Source organism: Streptomyces violaceoruber, assembly GCF_033406955.1.
Classification (GTDB): Bacteria; Actinomycetota; Actinomycetes; order Streptomycetales; family Streptomycetaceae; genus Streptomyces; species Streptomyces violaceoruber.
On sequence record NZ_CP137734.1, the window covers coordinates 83,088 to 101,764 of the forward strand.

Here is an 18,677-nt window from a genome sequence, read left to right on the forward strand (position 1 = left end):
CCCCGCATCGCAACGGCCGGACCCGGCCACGTGGGCCGGGCCCACGGCGGTGCGATGGCTGCCGGGTCGGTCGCCCTTCGCAGGGGTCAGGGATCAGGGGTGAAGCCGCTGTTCGGCTTGCCGGCGAGGAGGTCGACCAGTCCGCCGCCGAGGGCGCACGTGCTCCCGTCCGGGCCGTCGGTCACGTCGCTGGTGAGGGATTCCGGACGGTGTCGGCCCGGCGACCGGCACCGCGCCCTCGGGGTGTCCGACGGGCACCCGTACGAGGCGGCAGGGGCGTGTTCCGGCCGGCGGCCGAGGTGCCGCTGCCTGCCGTCGCTGCCGGGACCGCGCTGGAAGCCGCCTCGTGACACCTACCGCCGGGATTCCCCCAGGCGCTCCGGAGAGCGCTCGTTCAGCCGAGCTGCGCCTCCAGCCACCGCAGGACCTCAGGGGTGACCGGGTCGGTGATGTCCGCGAACTCGTCGTGTCGCTTGAGGAACTTGGCGACGTAGGGGCAGACCGGAACGATCCGCATCCCGGACGCACGTACGTCGACGAGCGCCTGCTGGACCAGTTGCGAGGCCAGCCCCTGGCCGGCGAACGCCTCGTCGATCTCCGTGTGGAAGAAGACCCGCTGCGCGCCCAGATCACGGTATGCGGTCAGACCGGCGCGTTGGCCGCCGACCAGGATCTCGTACCGGCTATCGGCGTCCGCCCGCTCGACGACTGCGGGGGCGGAGGACTCGGTCATGGTGCGCCTTTCGTCAGGGAGGTCGATGGGGACATCAGCGGGTCGGTGGGTTCCGGCGCGGCCTGATCACGGCGTTCGGCAGGGTCGGAGCGGGAAGACGGCCGCCGGGGAAGTCCTCGACCACGCCGAAGCGGTCGGTGGAGGCCTCCCAATCCTCTCGGGCCTTCACGATGTCCTCGTGGCTGCGGCCTATGAAATTCCACCACATGACGATCTCCTCTTCGAAGGGAGGCCCTCCGAGGAGGATGGTCCGCGCCGGGGCGTCGGTCTCGTTCACCATCGTCAGGGTCTCCGCGCCCCGCGGGACGTAGCCGAGTTCGGCCGACCTCAGCACGGTGTCGCTCAGGCGGACGTCCCCGCTGTCCACGAGGAGACCGTGCTCGAAGGCCGCGTCCACACCGAGGGTGAGCGTCGCGCGGGGTTCGACGACGATCTCGGCGCCGAGCAGCGGCGTGAAGGTCCGGACCGGGGAGGTCAGGCCCGCCAGCGAACCGAGGAAGACCCTCACCTCAGCTCCGTCCACCTGTACCGCCGCGGGCACGTGGTGCTGGAAGTCCCGGGCGGTGTGGCGGTGTTCCTCCGGCAGAGCGACCCACAGCTGAACGCCGTGCAGGACGGTGGTGCGCGGGGTGGAGACCTCCGAGTGGGCGATACCGTGCCCACCGGTCATGAGGTTCATCTCGCCGGGCCGGATCAACGCGTGGGTGCCGAGGGTGTCGCGGTGCTCGATCTCTCCGCCGAACAGCCAACTCACCGTCTGCAGACCGGTGTGCGGATGCGGAGACATGACCATGCCGCCCGACGTGGCGACCTCGAGCGGGCCGTAGTGATCGGCGAAGCACCAGGCGCCGATGAGCGTGCGCGCCCGCTGGGGCAGCGTCCGACGCACACGCATCGCACGGGGGCCGCCGAGCGGAACCTCACGCGCCGACAGGACACCGACTCGGGGGGAACCGGCCGGCCGGTCGCCTTCGGCGAGCGGGTCGACACCGCGGCGCAGAGCGTCCACATCGCCTTCCGGACTGTTCACGGAGAGCACCTCCTCAGTATTCCAGTTGTCACATCAACTCTGATGCCATGGAGGCGGCCAGGTCCGGGCCTCCACGCACGGTCGGCTGCCCGGCGGCACGGCGACCTCAGTCGCTGACCTTGCTGCGGGTCTGGTACAGCAGGTCCTGGTACTCGGGATGGCGGCTGATCCACCCCGCGAAGAAGGGACAGGTGGCCAGCACCCGGAGATTCGCGGCGCGAGCCTCGTCAAGGGCCGTTCGGACCAGTGCGGACCCGACTCCCGCCCCCTCGTACTCCGCCTCGACCTCGGTGTGCACGAACGCGACGAGTTCCGCCGTACGGATGTACTCCGCGACGCCCGCCACCTTGGATTCCCCGTCGACACGGGCCTCGTAGCGCTTCGCCTCGGGCACGTCGCCCACTTCGACCGTCATGTGTCCTCCTGATCCCGTGAGCCAGAGCGTCACCCTAACTCCACAAGGTTGATGCATCAACTTAACCACGCGGCAGGAGCAGCGGCGGTGAGGGTCGCACCTTCGGTGCCATGGATAGATGAGCTGTCAACGATTTCGTTAGACTGCCGTCATGGACGCACAGCCGCGCTGGCTCGACCCGGAACAGAAGGCCGCCTGGGACAGCTTCATCCGTATGCAGGAGAAACTCATCGGACGACTGTCCCGACGCGTCCAGGTCGACTCCGGGCTGTCGGCGGCCGACTACGTCGTACTCGTGAGCCTCACCGAGAGGGGCAACGGCCGGATGCGGTTCCTGGATCTGGCCAAGCTCGTCGAGTGGGAGAAGAGCCGGATGTCCCACCAGGTGACACGGATGGCCAAACGCGGGCTCGTGGCCAGGGAGGAGTGCCCCGACGACGGACGCGGCGCGTTCATCGTCGCCACCCCGGCCGGCTACGAGGCGATCGAGGAGGCCGCACCGATGCACGTCGAGCACGTCCGCCGCCTCTTCGTCGACGCCCTCACCCCCAACCAGCTCAACACGCTGGGCCGACTCTCCCAGCGCGTGCTGGATCACATGGAGAAGCAGCCGGACTGACCGGAACCCCGTGCCAGCATGATTGCCCCGTCAACCTCTGACGCCCGGATAGCAAGTGCCGGCGGACGCCGCGTGGCCACGAGGTCTGCCTCGCCGGCCCGGACTCGATCGTGCCCGATCCTGAACCCGACTCCGGGGACGGCGGCCGAATCCAGGTCGTGGACAGCGTGTGTCAAGCCGGGATTCCGACACGGAACGACCCGGCACAGGCATGGTCCGCTGCGTGAGCCGCCACGGTCATGACGGCATGCCGCAGGAGGTGTTCGACGGCATCGCCGCGACCGCGAAGGCGGATCGGTCCGGCTGGTGCATGCAGCTCTGCGCGGACTTGCCCGCCCTGCCGAACGAACTCCGCGAGGGCGGCCCGCTCGGCCGCCCCCGCGGAGTTGTCAGGCCTCGCTTCCGGCGGTCGTGGCCAGGAGCTGCATCTCCCAGGCGAAGGCCACACCGCTGGCGCCGCCGTGCTGCGCCTGGACCTCGGCAACCCCCGCCACGGTCTTCTCGCGGGCCCAGTCGCGCTGCCACTCCCCCAGCACGGCCATCCAGGTGATCGGGACCACGCCGGCCTGGATCATGCGCTGCACTGCCATGTCGTGGGCCTCCCTCGAGACACCGCCCGACGCGTCGGTGACGACGAAGACCTCGAAGCCCTCCCCCACCGCCTGTATCGCCGGCATGGCCACACAGATCTCCGTCCAGAGGCCGGCAATGATCAGCTTCTTGCGTCGCGTCGCCTTGACGGCGTCCACGACACGCTCGTCCTGCCAGGTGTTGATGAAGGTCCTGTTGATCGGCTTCTGCTCCGGGAACACTTCCTGCAGCCCCGGAAGGATGAGGCCGCCGCGCTCCTCCAGGACGGTGGTCAGAATGGTCGGAACCTCGAACACCTTGGCGGCCTTGGCAAGCCCGACAGCGTTGTTGATGACCATCGTCGGTTCGTGGCTGTGCAGGTTGGCGACCTGGAACGGCTGGTGGTCGATGAGGGCGAGCACACTCTCCTCGGGCGTCAGCAGCGCGCCGAGTCCGGCCTTGTCCCCAGTACTCACAGGATTCCCCTTCGGGCACTTAGCGTCCGCGGGTCTCCGGCAGTACACCGACATCTCGATGCCCCGAGTAAGGCACATACGGGATGGCCGGGCCGGTGGCCACACACCTTTTGGTTGACGCGTCACCTACGCTAGAGGCAGCTGGTTGACGGGTCAACCACGGTCGATCCCGGGCACTCGTACGAACCGGACAGACATGCTCCTCTGGACAGCCCGCTTGGAGGCCCCGGCGGGCGCTCGGCGACAAGGGCGGCTTCCGGTCCCGGACTTCGGTCGGAGACCGGGTTCACCGTCGAGAAGCGGCCCTTCCGGATTCGTCTCGACCACGCCCGGGCGGGGCCGTCCGTGAACGCCTACGCGCAGGGGTTCCTGGCCAAGCTGCGTTCCCACGCCACCGACGCCCTGGACGCGGACGACCGGCCTCCTGGGACGCACTGCTGGACGAGACGCAGCCGCACGCCGTCGCGCACCGCGACGACCCGCGCGTGCACACCACTCGCACCACCTGGATCGCACGCCGCCCTTGACCCCGCGGGGCGAAGCCCATCCGGACCGGCCTCTATACGGCCGAGCCCCCGGCACGCACTTCAGCGCGAGCCTGACGGGCAAGCGACGAATCCCCGTCGAAAGAATCCGGGAAGCCGTAGAACTGCAGGCAGGACGCGGCGTCCACGGAAAGATCGTGGTCACTCTCTGAGAAGCCGCGTCGGTGATCCGATCCGCGCCACCGGCCACTGCCCCGCACCCTGAGCCGTCGGCGACACGCCCGCCCGTGCAGGGAGTCCGACGCAGCGCACGCCCCGGCGGCCGATCGATACGGGGCCGTCCTCCCGACCCCCGTGGCGGGAGGACGGCCCCAGCTCTTTCCCGTGGCCGCCCGGTCAGTACAGCTTGTTGACGGCCGTGCGCGTGGTCTTCTTGAAGGCGGCCACCGGCGCGTCCCGGAAGTCGCCCATCTGTCCCCACTTCACGACGGTGACGGTCCTGCCGTCCCGTCCGACCGACAGCAGAGCGATGTCGGTGGCGCCCCAGGACGTCTCGGTGTGCAGGCCCCGGACGCGGGCACCCTCCTCGACCGGCAGGGTGCCGTAGTCGCGGCCCTCGGCCTCGACGTCGGGCGAGGACTCCTCGATGCGGTCGGCGCAGGTGCGGATCAGGTCGTCGTAGTGCTGCGCAAGTGCCTTGGCCTGGGCGGATGTGCCCGCGACGACGGTCAACTGCACGGCGCCGGCGTCCAGGTCGGTCCAGAACCGGCGGTGCCGGTAGTCGTGGCCGGGCACACCCTCCGTGCTCACGCACAGGCCGAGTTCGTCCGGGAAGCCGTCGGTGACCGGCCCGGCCGTCCAGGACGACGTCGGGTGCGGCGGCAGCTGGGACGCCGACAGGAACGCGGGCGTGGCGGACAGCGCGGGCGCGGCTTCCTTCGGAGCGGCGTCGGCTGCCGGTGCCGTCAGGACCGCGCCCGCCGCCAGGGCGGCGACGGTGAGTGCGCGGAGCGCGCTTGCTGGGCGGTGCAGGGACATGGGTGTTCCCCCCGTGGACGGAAGCGTGGAACGTGGGTGCCGCGGGAGGCCCGCCGGGTCGCCCCGGGCCTGGTCGGTGCGGCACCAAGAGCATCGGCGGACACACGCGGCGGGCGCAACAGCCGACGGCCCGTCCCGCACGGTGGAACCATCCCAGCCCGTCTGACGTGCAGGTACATGGGATGCCTGGGATGCCGTCCCGGGCTGGACAGGGGCAGTACGAGGACGGGGAGACCGGTGCCGGCACAGCACGACAGCGACAGCACGGACGCGGTCGACGAGTTCGCGGCGCTGCTGAGGGAGCTCAAAGAGCACACGGACCGCAGCTACGGCTCGCTGGCCCGCCGTCTGGGCATGAACACCTCGACGCTGCACCGCTACTGCGCCGGTGACACGGTGCCGCTCGACTTCGCCCCCGTGGAGCGCTTCGCCGCCCTGTGCGGGGCGAGCCCGGGTCAACGCCTCGAACTCCACCGCCGTTGGCTGCTGGCCGTAGCGGCCCGCCACCGGCCCCGCACGGCGGAACCGGGGCAGGGCGCGCCCGGCGCCGCCGAAGCGGACACGGAGCAGGAGACCGACGGCGGCACGGACGCCACGCCGCAACCCACCGGCGCCCCGTCCGCCGGAACGGCCCCCGTACCCCCGCCCCCGCGCCGCCCCTGGTACCGCCGTAGGCCGCTCGTGGCGGGGACTGCCTGCGTCTGTGCCGTACTCGCAACGCTCGGAGCCCTGTCCGCACTGCCGGACAGACAACGGGCGTCCGCCGACGGTCCCGCACCCGCCTCCGGTCCGACGGCGTCCGGTACGGCCAGGGCCAGAGGGTCCGAGCCGCGGGACGCGTCACCCAGTCCGAGCGGCTCCCCCACCGCCGACACCTCCGAGCAGCCGCGCGGCCCAGCCACCCCGAAACAGCAGCCAGGCACCTCCCGCCCGCACGGAACGACTGCCGCCCCCTCCCCCGGCGAACAGCCGACCGGGCTGCCGCTCACCTGGTCCGTCAACTCCCAGGCCTGGAAACTCGGCTGCGGCCACGACTACGTCATCGCCAAGCCACCGAGCCAGGTACCCCCTCCCCCTGCTCCGCAGGACGCCGCACCCTGGGCGGCGACACAGAACGCGGTGCACGGCAAAGAGACGCTCGTGCAGCTGTCGGTGCAGGGGCGCAGCGACACCGCCGTCGTACTGGAGGATCTGCGCGTGCGTGTGACCGGCCGTGCGGCTCCGGTCGAGGGCAACGCCTACGCCATGGACCAGGGCTGCGGCGGCTCGATCACCCCCCGGTCCTTCGCCGTGGACCTGGACAAGGACCGCCCCATCGCCCGCGCGGTCGCCGGAAACGACTCCGGCACGCCGATCCCGGCCGTGCGCATGCCCTACCGCGTCTCGGCAAAGGACCCCGAGGTCCTGCTGGTCACGGCCACGGCCGGCGCGTGCGACTGCCGCTGGTACCTGGAGCTGGACTGGTCCTCGCAGGGCCGCACGGGCACCGTGCGCATCGACGACGACGGACGCCCGTTCCGCACCACCGCCATCGAGGGCCTGCCGCGGTACATGTACGACACCCTGGGCCGCACGTGGGGGTCCTACGGCTAGAGGACACGGCAGGTCGAGGAGCAAGGCATCGCCGACGACAGGGGGTTGGACCGGCCCTGCCGGGCCGCACCCGTGATTGTCAGTGGGTCCTGGCAGGGTGCGTGCATGACGAACAGCGAGCGTGATCGCATGACGCGGATCCTCGGCGGGTTGCCGGCAGCGGCTCGAGGAGTGCTGTTGGAGACGGACTGGGCTTCCCACCGGCACGCCTACGGCTCCGGCGAGGACATACCCGTCGCCCTGTGCTCCCTCCTGGACAAGGATGCCGGGGTGCGGTCCGAGGCGCTGGCCGTGTTGGACATGGGCGTGCTGCATCAGGGCTCTCTGTACACGGTCACCGCCCCCGCGGCGCTGTTCGTCGCCGCGATCCTCGACCATCCCCTGTGCCTCGCCGAGCACGAGGGGCACCTCCCGTGGGACGACGGGCCGCCGCGCAGCTTGCGGGCCGCCCTGCTCGACTGGCTGGGCCAGGTGGCCGAGTCGGCTGCCTACGGGGAGGATCCGGCGCGGGACCGGGCGAACTGGGAGTGGCAGCCCTGGCACGAGGACACGCGGGGCAAGCGCGACCCCGACGAGCTCGCCGCACTGCAAGCGTGCCGGGACATCCGTCCCGCCCTGTACGACGCCGTCGAACCGTTCCTCTCCTCCTGCGACCCTCACATCTATGAGTCCGCGCTCGGCGTCGCGCTGCCGCTCCTTTCGGCTCCGGCCCTCGCCGACCGGGTACCGCGCGCCGCCGCGCTGCTGCGGGGCCGGCTGGGCACGATGACGGGCCGTCGGGAACGAGCCGCCGTGGCGCGGGCGCTGAGCCTTTGGGGAATGGACACCTCCGACCTGCTCGCCGACTCCGACCCGGCCGTACGGGTCTGCGCCGCGCTCGGTCCCGTCCGAGTCGACCGGCCCCGCGCTCTCGCCGTGCTCCTCGACGCGCTGCGGGACCCCCGCACGACGGACGGATGGTTCCCCCGAGCCGCTGCGTGGGGTCGACGGGTGCTTCCGGTTCACCGTACTGCGTTCCGCGCTCGATCTGGCCGTGTCGTTCGAGGAGGTGGCAGCCGTGACCACCGCCATGGTGGCCGCCGGCCGCAGATCCGTCGTCGACCACGAAAACGGGCCGATCCTGTTCAGAGCCTTCCCCGGTGGCTACGAGCCGGCCCACTCGCTCACCTCGGCCCAACGCGCGCTGCTGGGGGCGTTCGTGGACACCGACGAGACGACGGGCAGCATCGGCGGCAACTGGTTGTGGTTCCGCGCGGCCGGGCTGCCGGAGAACCGGGAGGGCATCGCCGCGTTGCTGCGTACCTACCCGTGACGCCGCCCTGGGTCAGGCATCACCGTCTTCCGCCGTGGATCGACATCTGCCGGGTCACCCCCTGGACCTCGCCCGACGGAAGCAGCGGCTTCCAGGCCGGTCCGTCGCGCGAGTTGAGCCGCCCGTGCTCCTGGCCGACGAGGGTGAGTGGATGGGCCGGCGGTGCGCGGTGGCGGGCGGCGTCAGGACTTGAGTGTGGCGGCCGACCTGGCGGCCTGTTCGATCCGCGCGCGGTGGGCGGCCCGGGCTTCCTCGTCGATCTGCTCCTCGTGTTCGGCGCGCAGCCCGGTCCGGCCGTCGAGGCCCTCGCGCAGGATGTCGGCGTGCCCGGTGTGCCGGACGGACTCGCCGAGGACGTGGACGATGACGGCGAACAGGTTCGTGTCGGACCAGGGCTGCGGCCACCACGGCACGTGGGCGGGGGCGTCGAGGGGTAGCTCGTTGATCGTCGCGTCCGAGTGTTGCCAGGTGCGCCGGTAGAAGCCGGTGATCTGATCGCGGGTCTCGTCCGCGGCCGCCCACCGATCGCTGCCGTCGGAATCCTGCCACCGGCACAGCGGTTCCGGGGAGGGGCGGCCGAAGACCTCGCCGAAGTACCTGGCCTCGACGGTCGCGACGTGTTTGACCAGGCCGAGGAGGTTGGTCCCGGTCGCCGTCAGAGGTCTGCGGGCGTCGTACTCGGACAGGCCGTCGAGTTTCCAGAGCAGCGCCTCGCGGTCCCGCCGCAGTCTCCCGTGCAGGGTGTGCTTCGCGAATTCATCGATCATGCGTCATGAACCTTCCATGGGCCGTTCGTATTCTCGACATCCCGTACGTGGTCCGGCGCCCCGGCCCGTGCCAGTGGCTGCGCAGGAGTGCCAGGTACGGATCCGGCCGGCGGTGGGCACCGCCGCACCACGCGCCAGGGCCATTGCGCCGCCTGCTCCGACGCCTGCGGCCGTGCGCGCGATCCGTGAGCGCGATGTCGTGCGTACCGGGTGGGTGTGATCGGCGAACGCGGAGGCTATTCCTCGGGCTCCCAGGCGATCAGCCGCTCGAACACCTGCTGGTCGCCCTCGGTCTTCAGGTCGCTCAGCGTGAGGCGGCCCCAGACGAAGAGGAGCAGTTGCTCGGCCGTGCCCGTGGCCGAAGCGGAGGGGGTCGCGGCGCTGTCCGTGAGGGGTGCGGGCCAGGCCCCGGTGCCGTCGAGCTCCAGGAGCCAGGAGCGGCCCTCGGTGGCGTGGTAGTGGATGGTGGCGGCCTCGTGCGGCCAGGCGGCCGGGGTGGAGTTGCAGGTGTCGAGGAACTCGGCCACGCCGTCGATCGCGACGTCGGGCGGCATCGGCTGCACGGTGCCTGCGGCGAGCTGGGCGTCGTAGGTGTGCACCAGTACCTCGTGCACCCGGCGCCGTGCGACACCCCAGGCATTCGCCGGCGACAGGCCGGCGCCCCACCATGTCCAGCACTCACGCTCCGGACCGGCCTCTCGCAGCGCACTCAGCAGCAGCTCGTTCGACTCGGCGTACCAGGCCAGCAGCGCCTCGAGCTCGCGCGGCACCCCCGCGGTGTTCTTGGCCGGCGGAGCCTCGGCCGGGCCCGCGGCGACGATCGCGGCCCACCAGCGCTGGCCGGTACCCAGATGCCGCACCAGATCGAACAACGTCCACTCGGAGCAGGACGGCACCGGCGCGTCGAGGCTCGCCCCGGCGGCAACCGCACTCCGGAACGCGGCCGACCGCTCGTCGATCAGTCGCAGCAGGGCTGCGTACTCAAGACTGTCTGTCACATCGCTTGCCTATCACCCCGGATCAGCCGACGGCACCGTATTTTCCAGGCCGCCATACCCCCTTCCCGAACGGGCGCTCAAAGGCTCCTCGCGTGACTGGCGTTTCGGTCACCGCCTGTACCGCTGCGCGACGGCCGTGAAGGCGGCCTTGGGCTCCCATTCCATGTCGGGGTAGGTCTGCCCCCGGCGTCCTTCGAGGAGTTTGACGATGCCCAGGCCGGCCCGGTCCAGGTCGTCCCTGGGGTCGCCGTCCGGGCGGTGGGGGTAGCCGGGCAGGGCGAACAGGAACACGAACGCGCTGTCCACCCCCTCGGTTTCGAAGATCTCCAGCAGTTCGCTCAGATACGCGGCCTGGCCGGCCTCGTCACGCTCGTACACGCCGGTCAGCCGTACCGGGGCCCTGGTCGCCGGGTCGTGCTCGACCACTTCCAGCACCCGACCGCCACGGTCCCCCGCGCCGCGGTAGGCGGCGGTGCCGAACCCGGTGACGGCGAGCGGCTTCGGACCCTGCGCCAAGGTGCGCACCGCGTCCCGGAACCGGTCGGCGACCTCTGCGGAGCGGATCAGTTCGTACGTCACCATGTCGAACGGGGTCCAGTCGATCTGCTCGAACTGGATGGCCGCGTAGGTGAGTCTGCCCCGGAAGCGCTCGCGGACCGTGGCCGCGGCCTCGCGGAGGAACGCGTTGATGCGCGACCCGAGCTCGCGCATCGCTTCGGCTCGCCGCTCGGGCCGGCGCATCAGGTGCTCGACCCGCTCCTCCGGGCTGTCCCCCGACAGGAACCCGCGGTTCATCACGCTCAGCTCGACCCCTGCGACGAACACGACGGCGGCCCCCCGCTGCCGGAGCCGTTCCGCGCGCTCGGCGCAGTCGCGGAAGAGCGTGAGGATCGGTTCGGGGTCCAGTTCCAGCGGGTAGGGCGAGAACCAGACCTCCAGGCCGAGCTCGGCGGCGGCGCCGGCGGCCAGCTCCAGGCGGTCCGGGTCGCCGCCGATGATCTGGACCGCGTTGCAGTGCAGGTCGTCGCGGATGACGGCGAGTTCGCGCCGGACCACGGCGGGGTCGAAGTGCTCGCGGGACGGCTGGCCGTGCACGACGAATCCGGTGTCGTAGGTCATTCCTCTTGCTCGCATGGTGCCGCTGTCCTCTCCGTCGGTGTCGGCGGGTCGAGAGTGACAGGGAAAGTGCGTACACGCAAGTTTGCGCTTCCGCATATTTACGTGTGCGCAAGTTTGCGGGCACGCAGTCGCGCGTGGAAAGCTGACACCGTGACGACACCACCACCGGGGCTGCGGGAGCGGAAGAAGCGGGCCACGCGCGAGGCGCTGCGCGAAGCGGCGCTGCGCCTGGCCGTGGAGCGCGGACCGGACCGGGTGCGGGTCGAGGACATCGCCGAGGCGGCCGGGGTCTCGCCGCGCACCTACAACAACTACTTCGCCAGCCGCGAGCAGGCCATCGTCTCCGCCGTGACCGCGGACCGGGAGGCGCGCATCGCCGCGGCGGTCGCGGCCCGGCCCGCAGGAGTGCGCCTGGCCGACGCCGTCACCGAAGCAGTGGTCGAGCAGTACACGAACACCGGCGAGCGTGAACACCGGGCGCTGCTGCTGATCACCACCCGGACCGCGCTGCGCGACGCGTTCCTCGACACCACGGCCGGCATCGAGCTCCCTCTCACCGCGGTGATCGCCGAACGCCTGCGAAACGCCGAAGCCCACCCGGCCCGCGTCCTCGCGGCAAGCGTGACCGCGGCGGTGCGCATCGCGCTGGAAGGCTGGCTGCGGCCTGCCGGGAGCGCGGAGACCGCCGGGAGTCTCGCCGCCGGAGGACTGCTCGTGCCCTCCGGTTCACTGGCGGACCAGCTCCGCGCGGCGCTGGCCCCGCTCGCGCCCGCGTTCGACGCCGCGGAGCAAGGTGGGCAGCCGTGACACCGACGCAGCTGGGGCATCCGCCGCCCCCTGCACTGCCGCGCGACCCGGGACGGGACCGTCGGCACCCTGCCCGGGCGCCGCTTCGACGGGCCTTTGGCAACTTCGGCAGCAGGGAGCGCTTCCTCCGATGACCACCCAGCACGCAGGCGCCGGGCGCAGCGATCCGCAGAGCACCTCGGTCACGAGTGAGTCGCCGTTCAAGCCCCCTCTCGTCAAAGCGGTGTTCAGGGACGTGACCCCGATGCACGTCTCCCGGTCGGCCGCGTGGGCCGCCGCGTCGGTGACGCGGACGGTGCTGACGGAGATCGTCCAGGGTGCGAGGGCAGCGGCGGCGGAGGAGGACCGGAGGAAGCTGATTCCCGGGGACCTTCTCTCGGCGATCGACCGGAACGTCGAGTTGGAGGTGGGGACCACGTGGTACGACCACAGCCCGACGTTTCGAGGCCTGACCGGTGTCGTGTACGACGCGGAGGGCGTCGTCGTGCCGTCGCGTGGGCGCGGCGGGTCGCGCAGGCCGAGTGCTGTGGTCGGCGCCCACAGGTTCGAGGCGGGGGTCAGGAAGCTGCTGCGGAGCCGGGGCACGGCGGCCGTCCCGGCGATGGTCCGCGACCTGGACGGAATCGCGAGCGTGTTCTTGACGGACCTGGCCCGGGACGCGGCCATGGTCGTCCGTGAGGGCGGGGTCAAACGCTTCGGTTCGGTCGTCCAGGCCATGCCGGACGAACCGGCCCCGGCTCCGTTCCCCAAGGATTTCCTTGGGGCCCTGTCCGCCCGCAGCGCGGACGGACGGACCATCGGCAGGGATGACATCCTGGCCGCCACCACGATGCGGTTGTTCGGCGGCCTCAGGCAGCGCGCCCTCACCGAAGCCCGCGAGGCGGCACAGAACCCTTCCGGCTGAGTGGGGGCGATCGGCATCTGCCGTGTGCATCTCTGGATATTCCGACGATAACGCTCGCCGCTAGCTTCACGGTGACCCTGTCGTGTTCGGTGAAAGGCATCCCGTGAAGAAGCTCGCCTCTGCCCTGCTTTCCGCAGTTCTCCTCGGCGGCATGTCCGTCGCCGCCGCACCCGCCGCCTCGGCGGTCACCGCGCCGGGCGCCACCGCGTCGGCGGCGCCCGGCTGTGTCACCGAGACCAAGGAGGTGAGCAAGGGCTACGGAACGATCACCGTGTGCGTCAACGAGGACGGCTCCGCCCGGGCCTACGGCGACCTCCACTGCACCGCGTTCGGCGCCGTTCTCGTGATGTGGGAGATCGGCTGGGAGACGGCCTCCGGCGTGAAGGTCTCGACCGTCGCGACGGCCGGCTGGGGAGACGATGACATCGAGTTCGACGTAGACCCCTCGGCCGGCACGGACGGCATCAAGGGGATCACCGGAGTGGACGAGATCTACCTTGCCACGATCTACATGTGACCCCGGCCCGCACGCCACCGCGAACCTCTGTCGAGATCGTGCCGTCCGCTCCGTCAGCCCCGCTGAAGGGTGCGGTCGTGCTCCCGGACCGCGATCCGGGCCAGCTTGGTCAGCATCATGCCGTTGCGGACCTCGACCAGGTAGTCCACGGGCAGTCCGTGCATCCGGATGCCCGGGCCCCGCAAGGCGTGCCAGTCGAGTACGAAGAGCGTGGCGTCGCCCCAGGGCACCAGCTTCATGGCGATGCGGGCCGCGCCGAACGGCTCGGCCTGCGCCTCCAGTTCCAGGCGGCGTTCGGGTTCGCAGATGCGGACGACGCAGGTGTCGTCGAGGACCAGCGGGCCGGCCCCGACCCGGACGCGCAACCGGGCGCCCACCTGGGGCCAGTGCGGGTCCGCGGCGAGGACCCGCTGGGTTCCGGTCACCCATTCCCCGTAGCGGTGTCCGTCGGAGAGCAGGCTCCAGACCTCGGACGGGGTACTCAGGATCAGACGACGGTTCCGGGCCAAGCTGAACACGCTCCCTCGGGACGGCGGCGGCGACGGGGCGACGGGTGACGGGGCGGGGCACGAGACGATCCGCAGTCTGCGGCGCGCCCGTCGACACTAGCCCGGTGCTTCGGTGGCCCAGGGAAACGCGCCGAGGCATGGGTCCGTCCGGGCGAGGCGCCTCCCGACGGCTGCGGCGGCGAGCCTTCCCCGGTCGGGGCCGATGGCCGAGCCCGGCAGGTCGGCGGCCGGACCGGACCCGTTCCGGCCGGCGGCACGGTGCGTCAGTTCTTGGCCGCGACCCCGCAGACGGACACGTCGGCCGTGGGTTCTTCGGGCCTGCCCGCGTCCGGGCGCCAGGAAGCCGTGGCGACGACCCCGGGGTCCACCAGGTCCAGTCCGGTGAAGAAGGCGGCGATCTCCTGCGGGGAGCGCAGGTGGTAGGTGTTGGCCGACTGGCCGTTGTAGACCTGGACCGCCCTGTTCAGTGCCTCGTTGTTGTCGGTGCCGTCGCTCAGGGCCAGGCAGCTGCCCCGGGGCAGCGCCGCCATCAGTGTGTCCAGCAGCTCCGCGGGACGCTCGGCGTCGGAGATCTGCCCCATGATCCCGAGGGCGGTCAGCGCGACGGGGCGGCTGAGGTCCAGGGTTCTGGCGGCTTCGGCCAGGATCCGCTCCGGGTGCCTGACATCGGCGTCGACGTAGGCGCAGGCGCCTTCGGGTGTGCTGGTGAGCAGCGCCCGGGCATGTGTGAGGACGAGGGGGTCGTTGTCCACGTACACGATGCGGCTCTCCGGCGCGATGCGCTGGGCCAGCTCGTGCGTGTTGTCCGCGGTGGGCAGTCCGGTGCCGATGTCGAGGAACTGGCGGATGCCGACCTCGCCGGCCAGGAAGCGTACCGCGCGTGCCAGGAACCGCCGTTGCAGGCGGGCGACGGCGGCGAACTCCGGAAACGTCGTCAGGATGACGTCGCCGGCCTCGCTGTCGACGGGGTAGTTGTCCTTGCCTCCCAGCAGGTAGTTCCAGACCCGGGCGGAGTGCGGCCGATCGGTCTGCAGTCGCGCCCCGGCTTCTTCGCGCGGATCAGTCATGGACGAAGCTTCACACAACGCAGTACGGCTGGGAGCGAAGTACCGAACTTCCCGGCGCCGCGGGCTCAGACGGACGGCGTGAGCGGGGGCCGCAGGCCCAGCCACTGCTCGGCGTCCCAGGCCCGGAACCGCTCCACCTCGGTGAAGCCCAGCTTGGCCGCCAGGCGCATCGAGCCGGTGTTGGCGGTCTGCGTGTTGAGCACCACCGGCTCGCCCGGAAGGACGCCGTCGAGCCAGTCCAGTGCCGCCGCGCACGCCTCGGCGGCGTACCCGAGTCCCCACGCCCGCGGCAGGAACAGGTAGCCGAGATCGACCTTCCCCACCGCAACCGGGCAGCAGTGCTCCCGTGTTCGCCTGAGCAGGACCTGCCCGATCATCTCCCCGTCGAGGTCGACGACGAAGCTCCCGGGCCATCGCTCGGGGGTCCCGGGCAGCTCACGCTCCAGTTCCGCACGGGGGCGCGGACCGCCGAGGTAGGTGTGCACCTCGGGCGACGCCAGCAGCTCGACGAACGCGGCACGGTCCGCGGCCCCGGGCTCCCGGAGCACGAGTCTCGCGGTTCTGATCGGTACGGGCGGCCAAGCGACGGGCCCCAGGTCTGACATGGGCGCAGGCTAACAAGCCCGGCGGACACCGGACATCGCTCGCTGGCGACTTCGACGCGTTGTCAACCCCGACGATCGTCGGGGCCCGGGGTTGCCGTTCGGCCCGGGTGTCCGGGCGGGCGTGCTTCTACGTTTCCGCTCATGGAACGAGAACCGCGAAAGAAGGTCCGGGCCGGCCGGTGGCTCGGTGCGTCGGCCGTCCTGGGTACGGGAGCAGGAGTGCTCGCGTGGCTGTCCCCCGGCGGGCTGGGCCGGGCCGGCCCCGTCGAGGTCACCGGCGGGGCTTCGGCGTCCGCGTACCGGTCGGTCACGGGGGCGTTGGCGGACGCGCCGTCATGGGCGGCGGCCGCTCTGGAAGCGGCCACCGAGGGCACGCTCGTGATCCTCGGAGCGCTGCTGCTGTGGGCGGCGTGGACGGCGGTGCGCCGCAAGGACGCCCGAGGGGTCGCCGGGGCCGTGCTGACCGGCCTCGGCACCGTCGTGGCCTACGCGGGAAGTGAGGCACTGAAACTCGTGGTGGACGAGGAACGTCCCTGCCGTGCGCTCGATGCCGGGGCCGAGTCGGTCGCGGAGTGCCCGGGCGTCGGGGACTGGTCGTTCCCGAGCAACCACGCCACCCTGGCCGCCGGGCTGGCCGTCGGGCTCGCCGTCCTGCGGCCCCGGCTCGCCGTGGTCACGCTGCCGTTGGCCGGGGCGGCCGCACTGCTGCGCGTGCTGGTGGGGGTGCACTACCCGCACGACGTGCTTGCCGGTGCGACGCTCGGCGGCGCCGTCGTGGCGGCGGTGCTCCTCGTGTTCTGGCCCGCGGCCCAGGGTGCGGCCTCACGGCTGGGGAGGCTGCGGCGCGATGATGCCGGCCTCATGAGCCACGACCGCGGCGGCGGCCCGGTTGTCGACGCCCAGCCTCGCCAGAAGGGAGCTCACGTGGGCTTTGACCGTTCCCTCCACCACATGCAGTCGCCGGGCGATCTGACCGTTGGACAGACCGGCGCCGAGAAGGGCGAGTACGTCTCGTTCCCGGGCGGTGAGGGCCGCGACCCGGTCACGGGCAGCGGAACGCCGACCGGCCAGGGTGCCGGCTCCCGTGGCGGCGAGGTGCGCGACGACCCGGGCCGCGACCCGCGGTGACAGGTAGGCGGCTCCCCCGGCCACCGCGCGGACTCCGGTGAGCAGTTCCTCGGGCTCGCCCGACTTGATCAGGAAACCGGCCGCGCCGCCGCCCGGGGCCTGCAGGATGTAGTCGTCCTCGCCGAAGGTCGTGAGCATGATGACGCCGGTGCCCGGCACGGCGGTGCGGATCTCCGCGGCGGCGTCGATGCCGTTGAGGCCCGGCATGCGGATGTCGAGTACGGCGACCGCGGGACGGTGGCGTCGCACCAGTTCCACGGCGTCGTGCCCGTCGGCGGCTTCGGCGACGACGTCGATGTCCGCGGCGGTGGCGAGGACGGCGCGCACCCCGGCACGGATCATCGGCTCGTCGTCGGCGATCAGCACCCGGATCATCGCGCGCTCACGGGGCGACCGTACCCAGGGACACCAGGGTGTCCTCCCGGAAGCAGAGCCGGTAGGCGTCGCCGGACCGGTCGTCGAAGCGGTCGGCCGTCATCGCGTAGTACTCGCACGTCGTGCCCTCTCCCATCGGCTCGTCGGTCGGCGGCCGGTAGTCGGTCTGCCGTTCCGGCAGGAAGCGCCGTACCTCGGAACGATCCTGCCCCACGTGCAGGCGGGCGTAGTCACGCGGGTCCAGGACCGACTGTGCCGCCGACCGGGTCTCCCAGACCATGAGCACCCCGCTCAGCAGCGCCGCCGTCACCAGGGGCACCATGGCCGCGGCGACCAGGGTCCGGCCGGCCCTGCGCCGGGCGCGGCGGTGTTCCTGCGGCAGCGCGTCGTCGCGGGAGGCCGGGAGCGCGAGCGGCGAGGGCGGGGGCGGCGAGGGGTGGTGCGCGGGCGGCGAGGGGTGGTGCGGAATGCGGGCGACGACCGCGTAGCCTCCGTCGCGCGGCCCGTGCCGGAACGAGCCGCCGGTCAGCCGCACCCGTTCCCCGAGGCCGATCAGGCCGAGCCCTCCGATGCCGGGCCGGGTCCGTACCCGGTCGGCGGACGGCGGTGGGCCGTTCTCCACGACGACCTCCGTCCGGGTTGCCGTGTGCGTCACATGAACGGTGGTCCTCGCGCCCGGCGCGTGTTTGGCCACGTTGGTGAGGGCCTCCTGCACCACCCGGTGCGCCGCCCGCGCCACCACGGGCGGCAGATCGTCCGTCTCGCCGTCGACGCGCAGCTCCACGGGGAGGCCGGCCTCGGACGCTTCGGAGGTCAGCCGGGTGAGGCCGGGGTCGTCCGGCTCGACCGGGGTCGCGCCGGTCTCCTCCCGCAGGACACCGATCACCTCGCCGAGGCGCTCCACCGCGCCCGCCGCCCTGGCCCGGATGTCGGCCGCCGCCCTCTGGTGGTGTTCCGCGAGGTCCGGCGCGAGTTTGGGCGCGCCGGCCGACAGGGCGATCAGGCTGAGGTCGTGTCCCAGCACGTCGTGCATGTCCTGCGCGATGCGCGTCCGCTCCCGCAACCTCGCCTGGTCGGCGATCAGTTGCTGCTCGCGTTGCAGTTGACCGGCGCGCTCCCACCCGGCCCGGACGAGCTGGCGGTACTGGCACCAGAACCGGCCCGCGAACCAGGGCAGCATCATGGCGGCGACCACCACGGCCACGAACCGGCCGGCCAGCGGGAGCCAGGCGGGAACGACGGCCAGGGCGGTCACACCGGCCGCGAGAACCGCGAGCAGGGCGAGCGCCGTCGGGGCCGTCCGCCCGGGCCGGCGTCCCGCGAGGAACGCGGTGACGGCGGTCGGAACCGTCCACCGCAGGTCGGTCACGCTCAGGCCGGCGGCCACCGCGGTGGCCGTGTTGAGGAGGGTCGCTGGATCACGTACCAGCCGCGGGAGCGTGTTCCGGGGCGTTGCTGCCGTCCCGTTGTCGGTCAGTGTGCTGTCCACGGAGGTGACGGTACGGACCTCGGACGACGGCCGGCCACTGCCGAAAGTCTCATTCCGTGCGCCCCGCACCGCGACCGCCGACGGCGGTACGGCTCGGGCGCGGAGGTCGCCCGCGTGGGCC

General features: G+C 71.9%; 19 protein-coding genes and 1 pseudogene. 7 read left to right on the forward strand and 13 right to left on the reverse strand.

Features of this window, described 5'->3' with window-relative positions:
* Positions 1-394 precede the first annotated feature (394 nt).
* The 3 genes from R2E43_RS00505 to R2E43_RS00515 all read right to left on the reverse strand — a co-directional run bounded on the left by R2E43_RS00505 (position 395) and on the right by R2E43_RS00515 (position 2,178).
* Positions 395-733: a GNAT family N-acetyltransferase gene (locus R2E43_RS00505; RefSeq protein ID WP_332055779.1), complete on the reverse strand. Its 339-nt coding sequence runs from the start codon at positions 731-733 to the stop codon at positions 395-397.
* A 34-nt stretch (positions 734-767) separates the two neighbouring features.
* Positions 768-1,763, reverse strand: coding sequence for a pirin family protein (locus R2E43_RS00510; RefSeq protein WP_332055780.1), 996 nt, complete (start codon positions 1,761-1,763; stop codon positions 768-770).
* Between the two features lie 106 nt (positions 1,764-1,869).
* Positions 1,870-2,178: a GNAT family N-acetyltransferase gene (locus R2E43_RS00515; protein ID WP_011031863.1), complete on the reverse strand. Its 309-nt coding sequence runs from the start codon at positions 2,176-2,178 to the stop codon at positions 1,870-1,872.
* A 151-nt stretch (positions 2,179-2,329) separates the two neighbouring features.
* Here R2E43_RS00515 and R2E43_RS00520 point away from each other — a divergent pair, with 151 nt between their 5' ends.
* Entirely contained in the window at positions 2,330-2,797 is a 468-nt protein-coding gene (locus R2E43_RS00520; RefSeq protein WP_003971411.1) for a MarR family winged helix-turn-helix transcriptional regulator, read from the forward strand.
* 389 nt (positions 2,798-3,186) lie between these two features.
* Here R2E43_RS00520 and R2E43_RS00525 read toward each other — a convergent pair whose 3' ends face one another.
* Positions 3,187-3,843, reverse strand: a complete 657-nt coding sequence (locus tag R2E43_RS00525; RefSeq protein WP_093457753.1) for a hydrolase — start codon at positions 3,841-3,843, stop codon at positions 3,187-3,189.
* Positions 3,844-4,724: 881 nt separating this feature from the next.
* Positions 4,725-5,366 carry a hypothetical protein gene (locus tag R2E43_RS00530; protein WP_003971415.1) on the reverse strand — a complete coding sequence of 214 codons (642 nt, stop codon included), beginning with the start codon at positions 5,364-5,366 and terminating at the stop codon, positions 4,725-4,727.
* Between the two features lie 177 nt (positions 5,367-5,543).
* Between R2E43_RS00530 and R2E43_RS00535 the strand changes: the two genes are divergently transcribed.
* Positions 5,544-6,959: a helix-turn-helix domain-containing protein gene (locus R2E43_RS00535; RefSeq protein ID WP_247703456.1), complete on the forward strand. Its 1,416-nt coding sequence runs from the start codon at positions 5,544-5,546 to the stop codon at positions 6,957-6,959.
* A 1,057-nt stretch (positions 6,960-8,016) separates the two neighbouring features.
* Positions 8,017-8,271, forward strand: a complete 255-nt coding sequence (locus tag R2E43_RS00540) for a hypothetical protein (RefSeq protein ID WP_332055781.1) — start codon at positions 8,017-8,019, stop codon at positions 8,269-8,271.
* Positions 8,272-8,453: 182 nt separating this feature from the next.
* Here the strand turns inward: R2E43_RS00540 and R2E43_RS00545 are convergent, their stop codons facing one another.
* The 3 genes from R2E43_RS00545 to R2E43_RS00555 form a co-directional block, all read right to left on the reverse strand.
* On the reverse strand, positions 8,454-9,038 hold the full coding sequence (locus R2E43_RS00545) for a DinB family protein (RefSeq protein WP_189284102.1): 585 nt from the start codon (positions 9,036-9,038) through the stop codon (positions 8,454-8,456).
* 236 nt (positions 9,039-9,274) lie between these two features.
* Complete coding sequence (locus tag R2E43_RS00550; RefSeq protein WP_332055782.1) at positions 9,275-10,036, reverse strand: maleylpyruvate isomerase family mycothiol-dependent enzyme; 762 nt, start codon at positions 10,034-10,036, stop codon at positions 9,275-9,277.
* Positions 10,037-10,144: 108 nt separating this feature from the next.
* The gene (locus R2E43_RS00555; RefSeq protein WP_030864589.1) at positions 10,145-11,155 is read right to left on the reverse strand and encodes a hypothetical protein; all 1,011 of its coding nucleotides are present in this window, start codon (positions 11,153-11,155) and stop codon (positions 10,145-10,147) included.
* A 150-nt stretch (positions 11,156-11,305) separates the two neighbouring features.
* Here R2E43_RS00555 and R2E43_RS00560 point away from each other — a divergent pair, with 150 nt between their 5' ends.
* The 3 genes from R2E43_RS00560 (at position 11,306) to R2E43_RS00570 (ending at position 13,383) form a co-directional block, all read left to right on the forward strand.
* Positions 11,306-11,962: a TetR/AcrR family transcriptional regulator gene (locus R2E43_RS00560; RefSeq protein ID WP_030864587.1), complete on the forward strand. Its 657-nt coding sequence runs from the start codon at positions 11,306-11,308 to the stop codon at positions 11,960-11,962.
* Positions 11,963-12,092: 130 nt separating this feature from the next.
* Entirely contained in the window at positions 12,093-12,866 is a 774-nt protein-coding gene (locus R2E43_RS00565) for a hypothetical protein (protein WP_332055783.1), read from the forward strand.
* 103 nt (positions 12,867-12,969) lie between these two features.
* Positions 12,970-13,383: a hypothetical protein gene (locus R2E43_RS00570; protein WP_003971423.1), complete on the forward strand. Its 414-nt coding sequence runs from the start codon at positions 12,970-12,972 to the stop codon at positions 13,381-13,383.
* Between the two features lie 53 nt (positions 13,384-13,436).
* On the opposite strand, the gene R2E43_RS00575 is transcribed toward R2E43_RS00570, so the two are convergent.
* The 3 genes from R2E43_RS00575 to R2E43_RS00585 all read right to left on the reverse strand — a co-directional run bounded on the left by R2E43_RS00575 (position 13,437) and on the right by R2E43_RS00585 (position 15,564).
* The gene (locus tag R2E43_RS00575) at positions 13,437-13,892 is read right to left on the reverse strand and encodes an SRPBCC family protein (RefSeq protein WP_011031851.1); all 456 of its coding nucleotides are present in this window, start codon (positions 13,890-13,892) and stop codon (positions 13,437-13,439) included.
* Positions 13,893-14,155: 263 nt separating this feature from the next.
* Positions 14,156-14,959, reverse strand: coding sequence for an SAM-dependent methyltransferase (locus tag R2E43_RS00580; protein ID WP_030864584.1), 804 nt, complete (start codon positions 14,957-14,959; stop codon positions 14,156-14,158).
* Between the two features lie 65 nt (positions 14,960-15,024).
* Positions 15,025-15,564 carry a GNAT family N-acetyltransferase gene (locus R2E43_RS00585; RefSeq protein ID WP_030864582.1) on the reverse strand — a complete coding sequence of 180 codons (540 nt, stop codon included), beginning with the start codon at positions 15,562-15,564 and terminating at the stop codon, positions 15,025-15,027.
* Positions 15,565-15,705: 141 nt separating this feature from the next.
* On the opposite strand from R2E43_RS00585, the pseudogene R2E43_RS00590 reads away from it, so the two are divergent.
* Positions 15,706-16,395, forward strand: a pseudogene (locus R2E43_RS00590) (phosphatase PAP2 family protein); the annotation flags it as partial.
* Here R2E43_RS00590 and R2E43_RS00595 read toward each other — a convergent pair.
* Together R2E43_RS00595 and R2E43_RS00600 are read right to left on the reverse strand one after the other, a co-directional pair.
* Entirely contained in the window at positions 16,387-17,067 is a 681-nt protein-coding gene (locus R2E43_RS00595; protein WP_332055784.1) for a response regulator transcription factor, read from the reverse strand. The pseudogene R2E43_RS00590 and the gene R2E43_RS00595 overlap by 9 nt on opposite strands.
* Positions 17,068-17,074: 7 nt before the next feature.
* Positions 17,075-18,625 carry a sensor histidine kinase gene (locus R2E43_RS00600; RefSeq protein WP_332055785.1) on the reverse strand — a complete coding sequence of 517 codons (1,551 nt, stop codon included), beginning with the start codon at positions 18,623-18,625 and terminating at the stop codon, positions 17,075-17,077.
* Between the last annotated feature and the right edge of the window lie 52 nt (positions 18,626-18,677).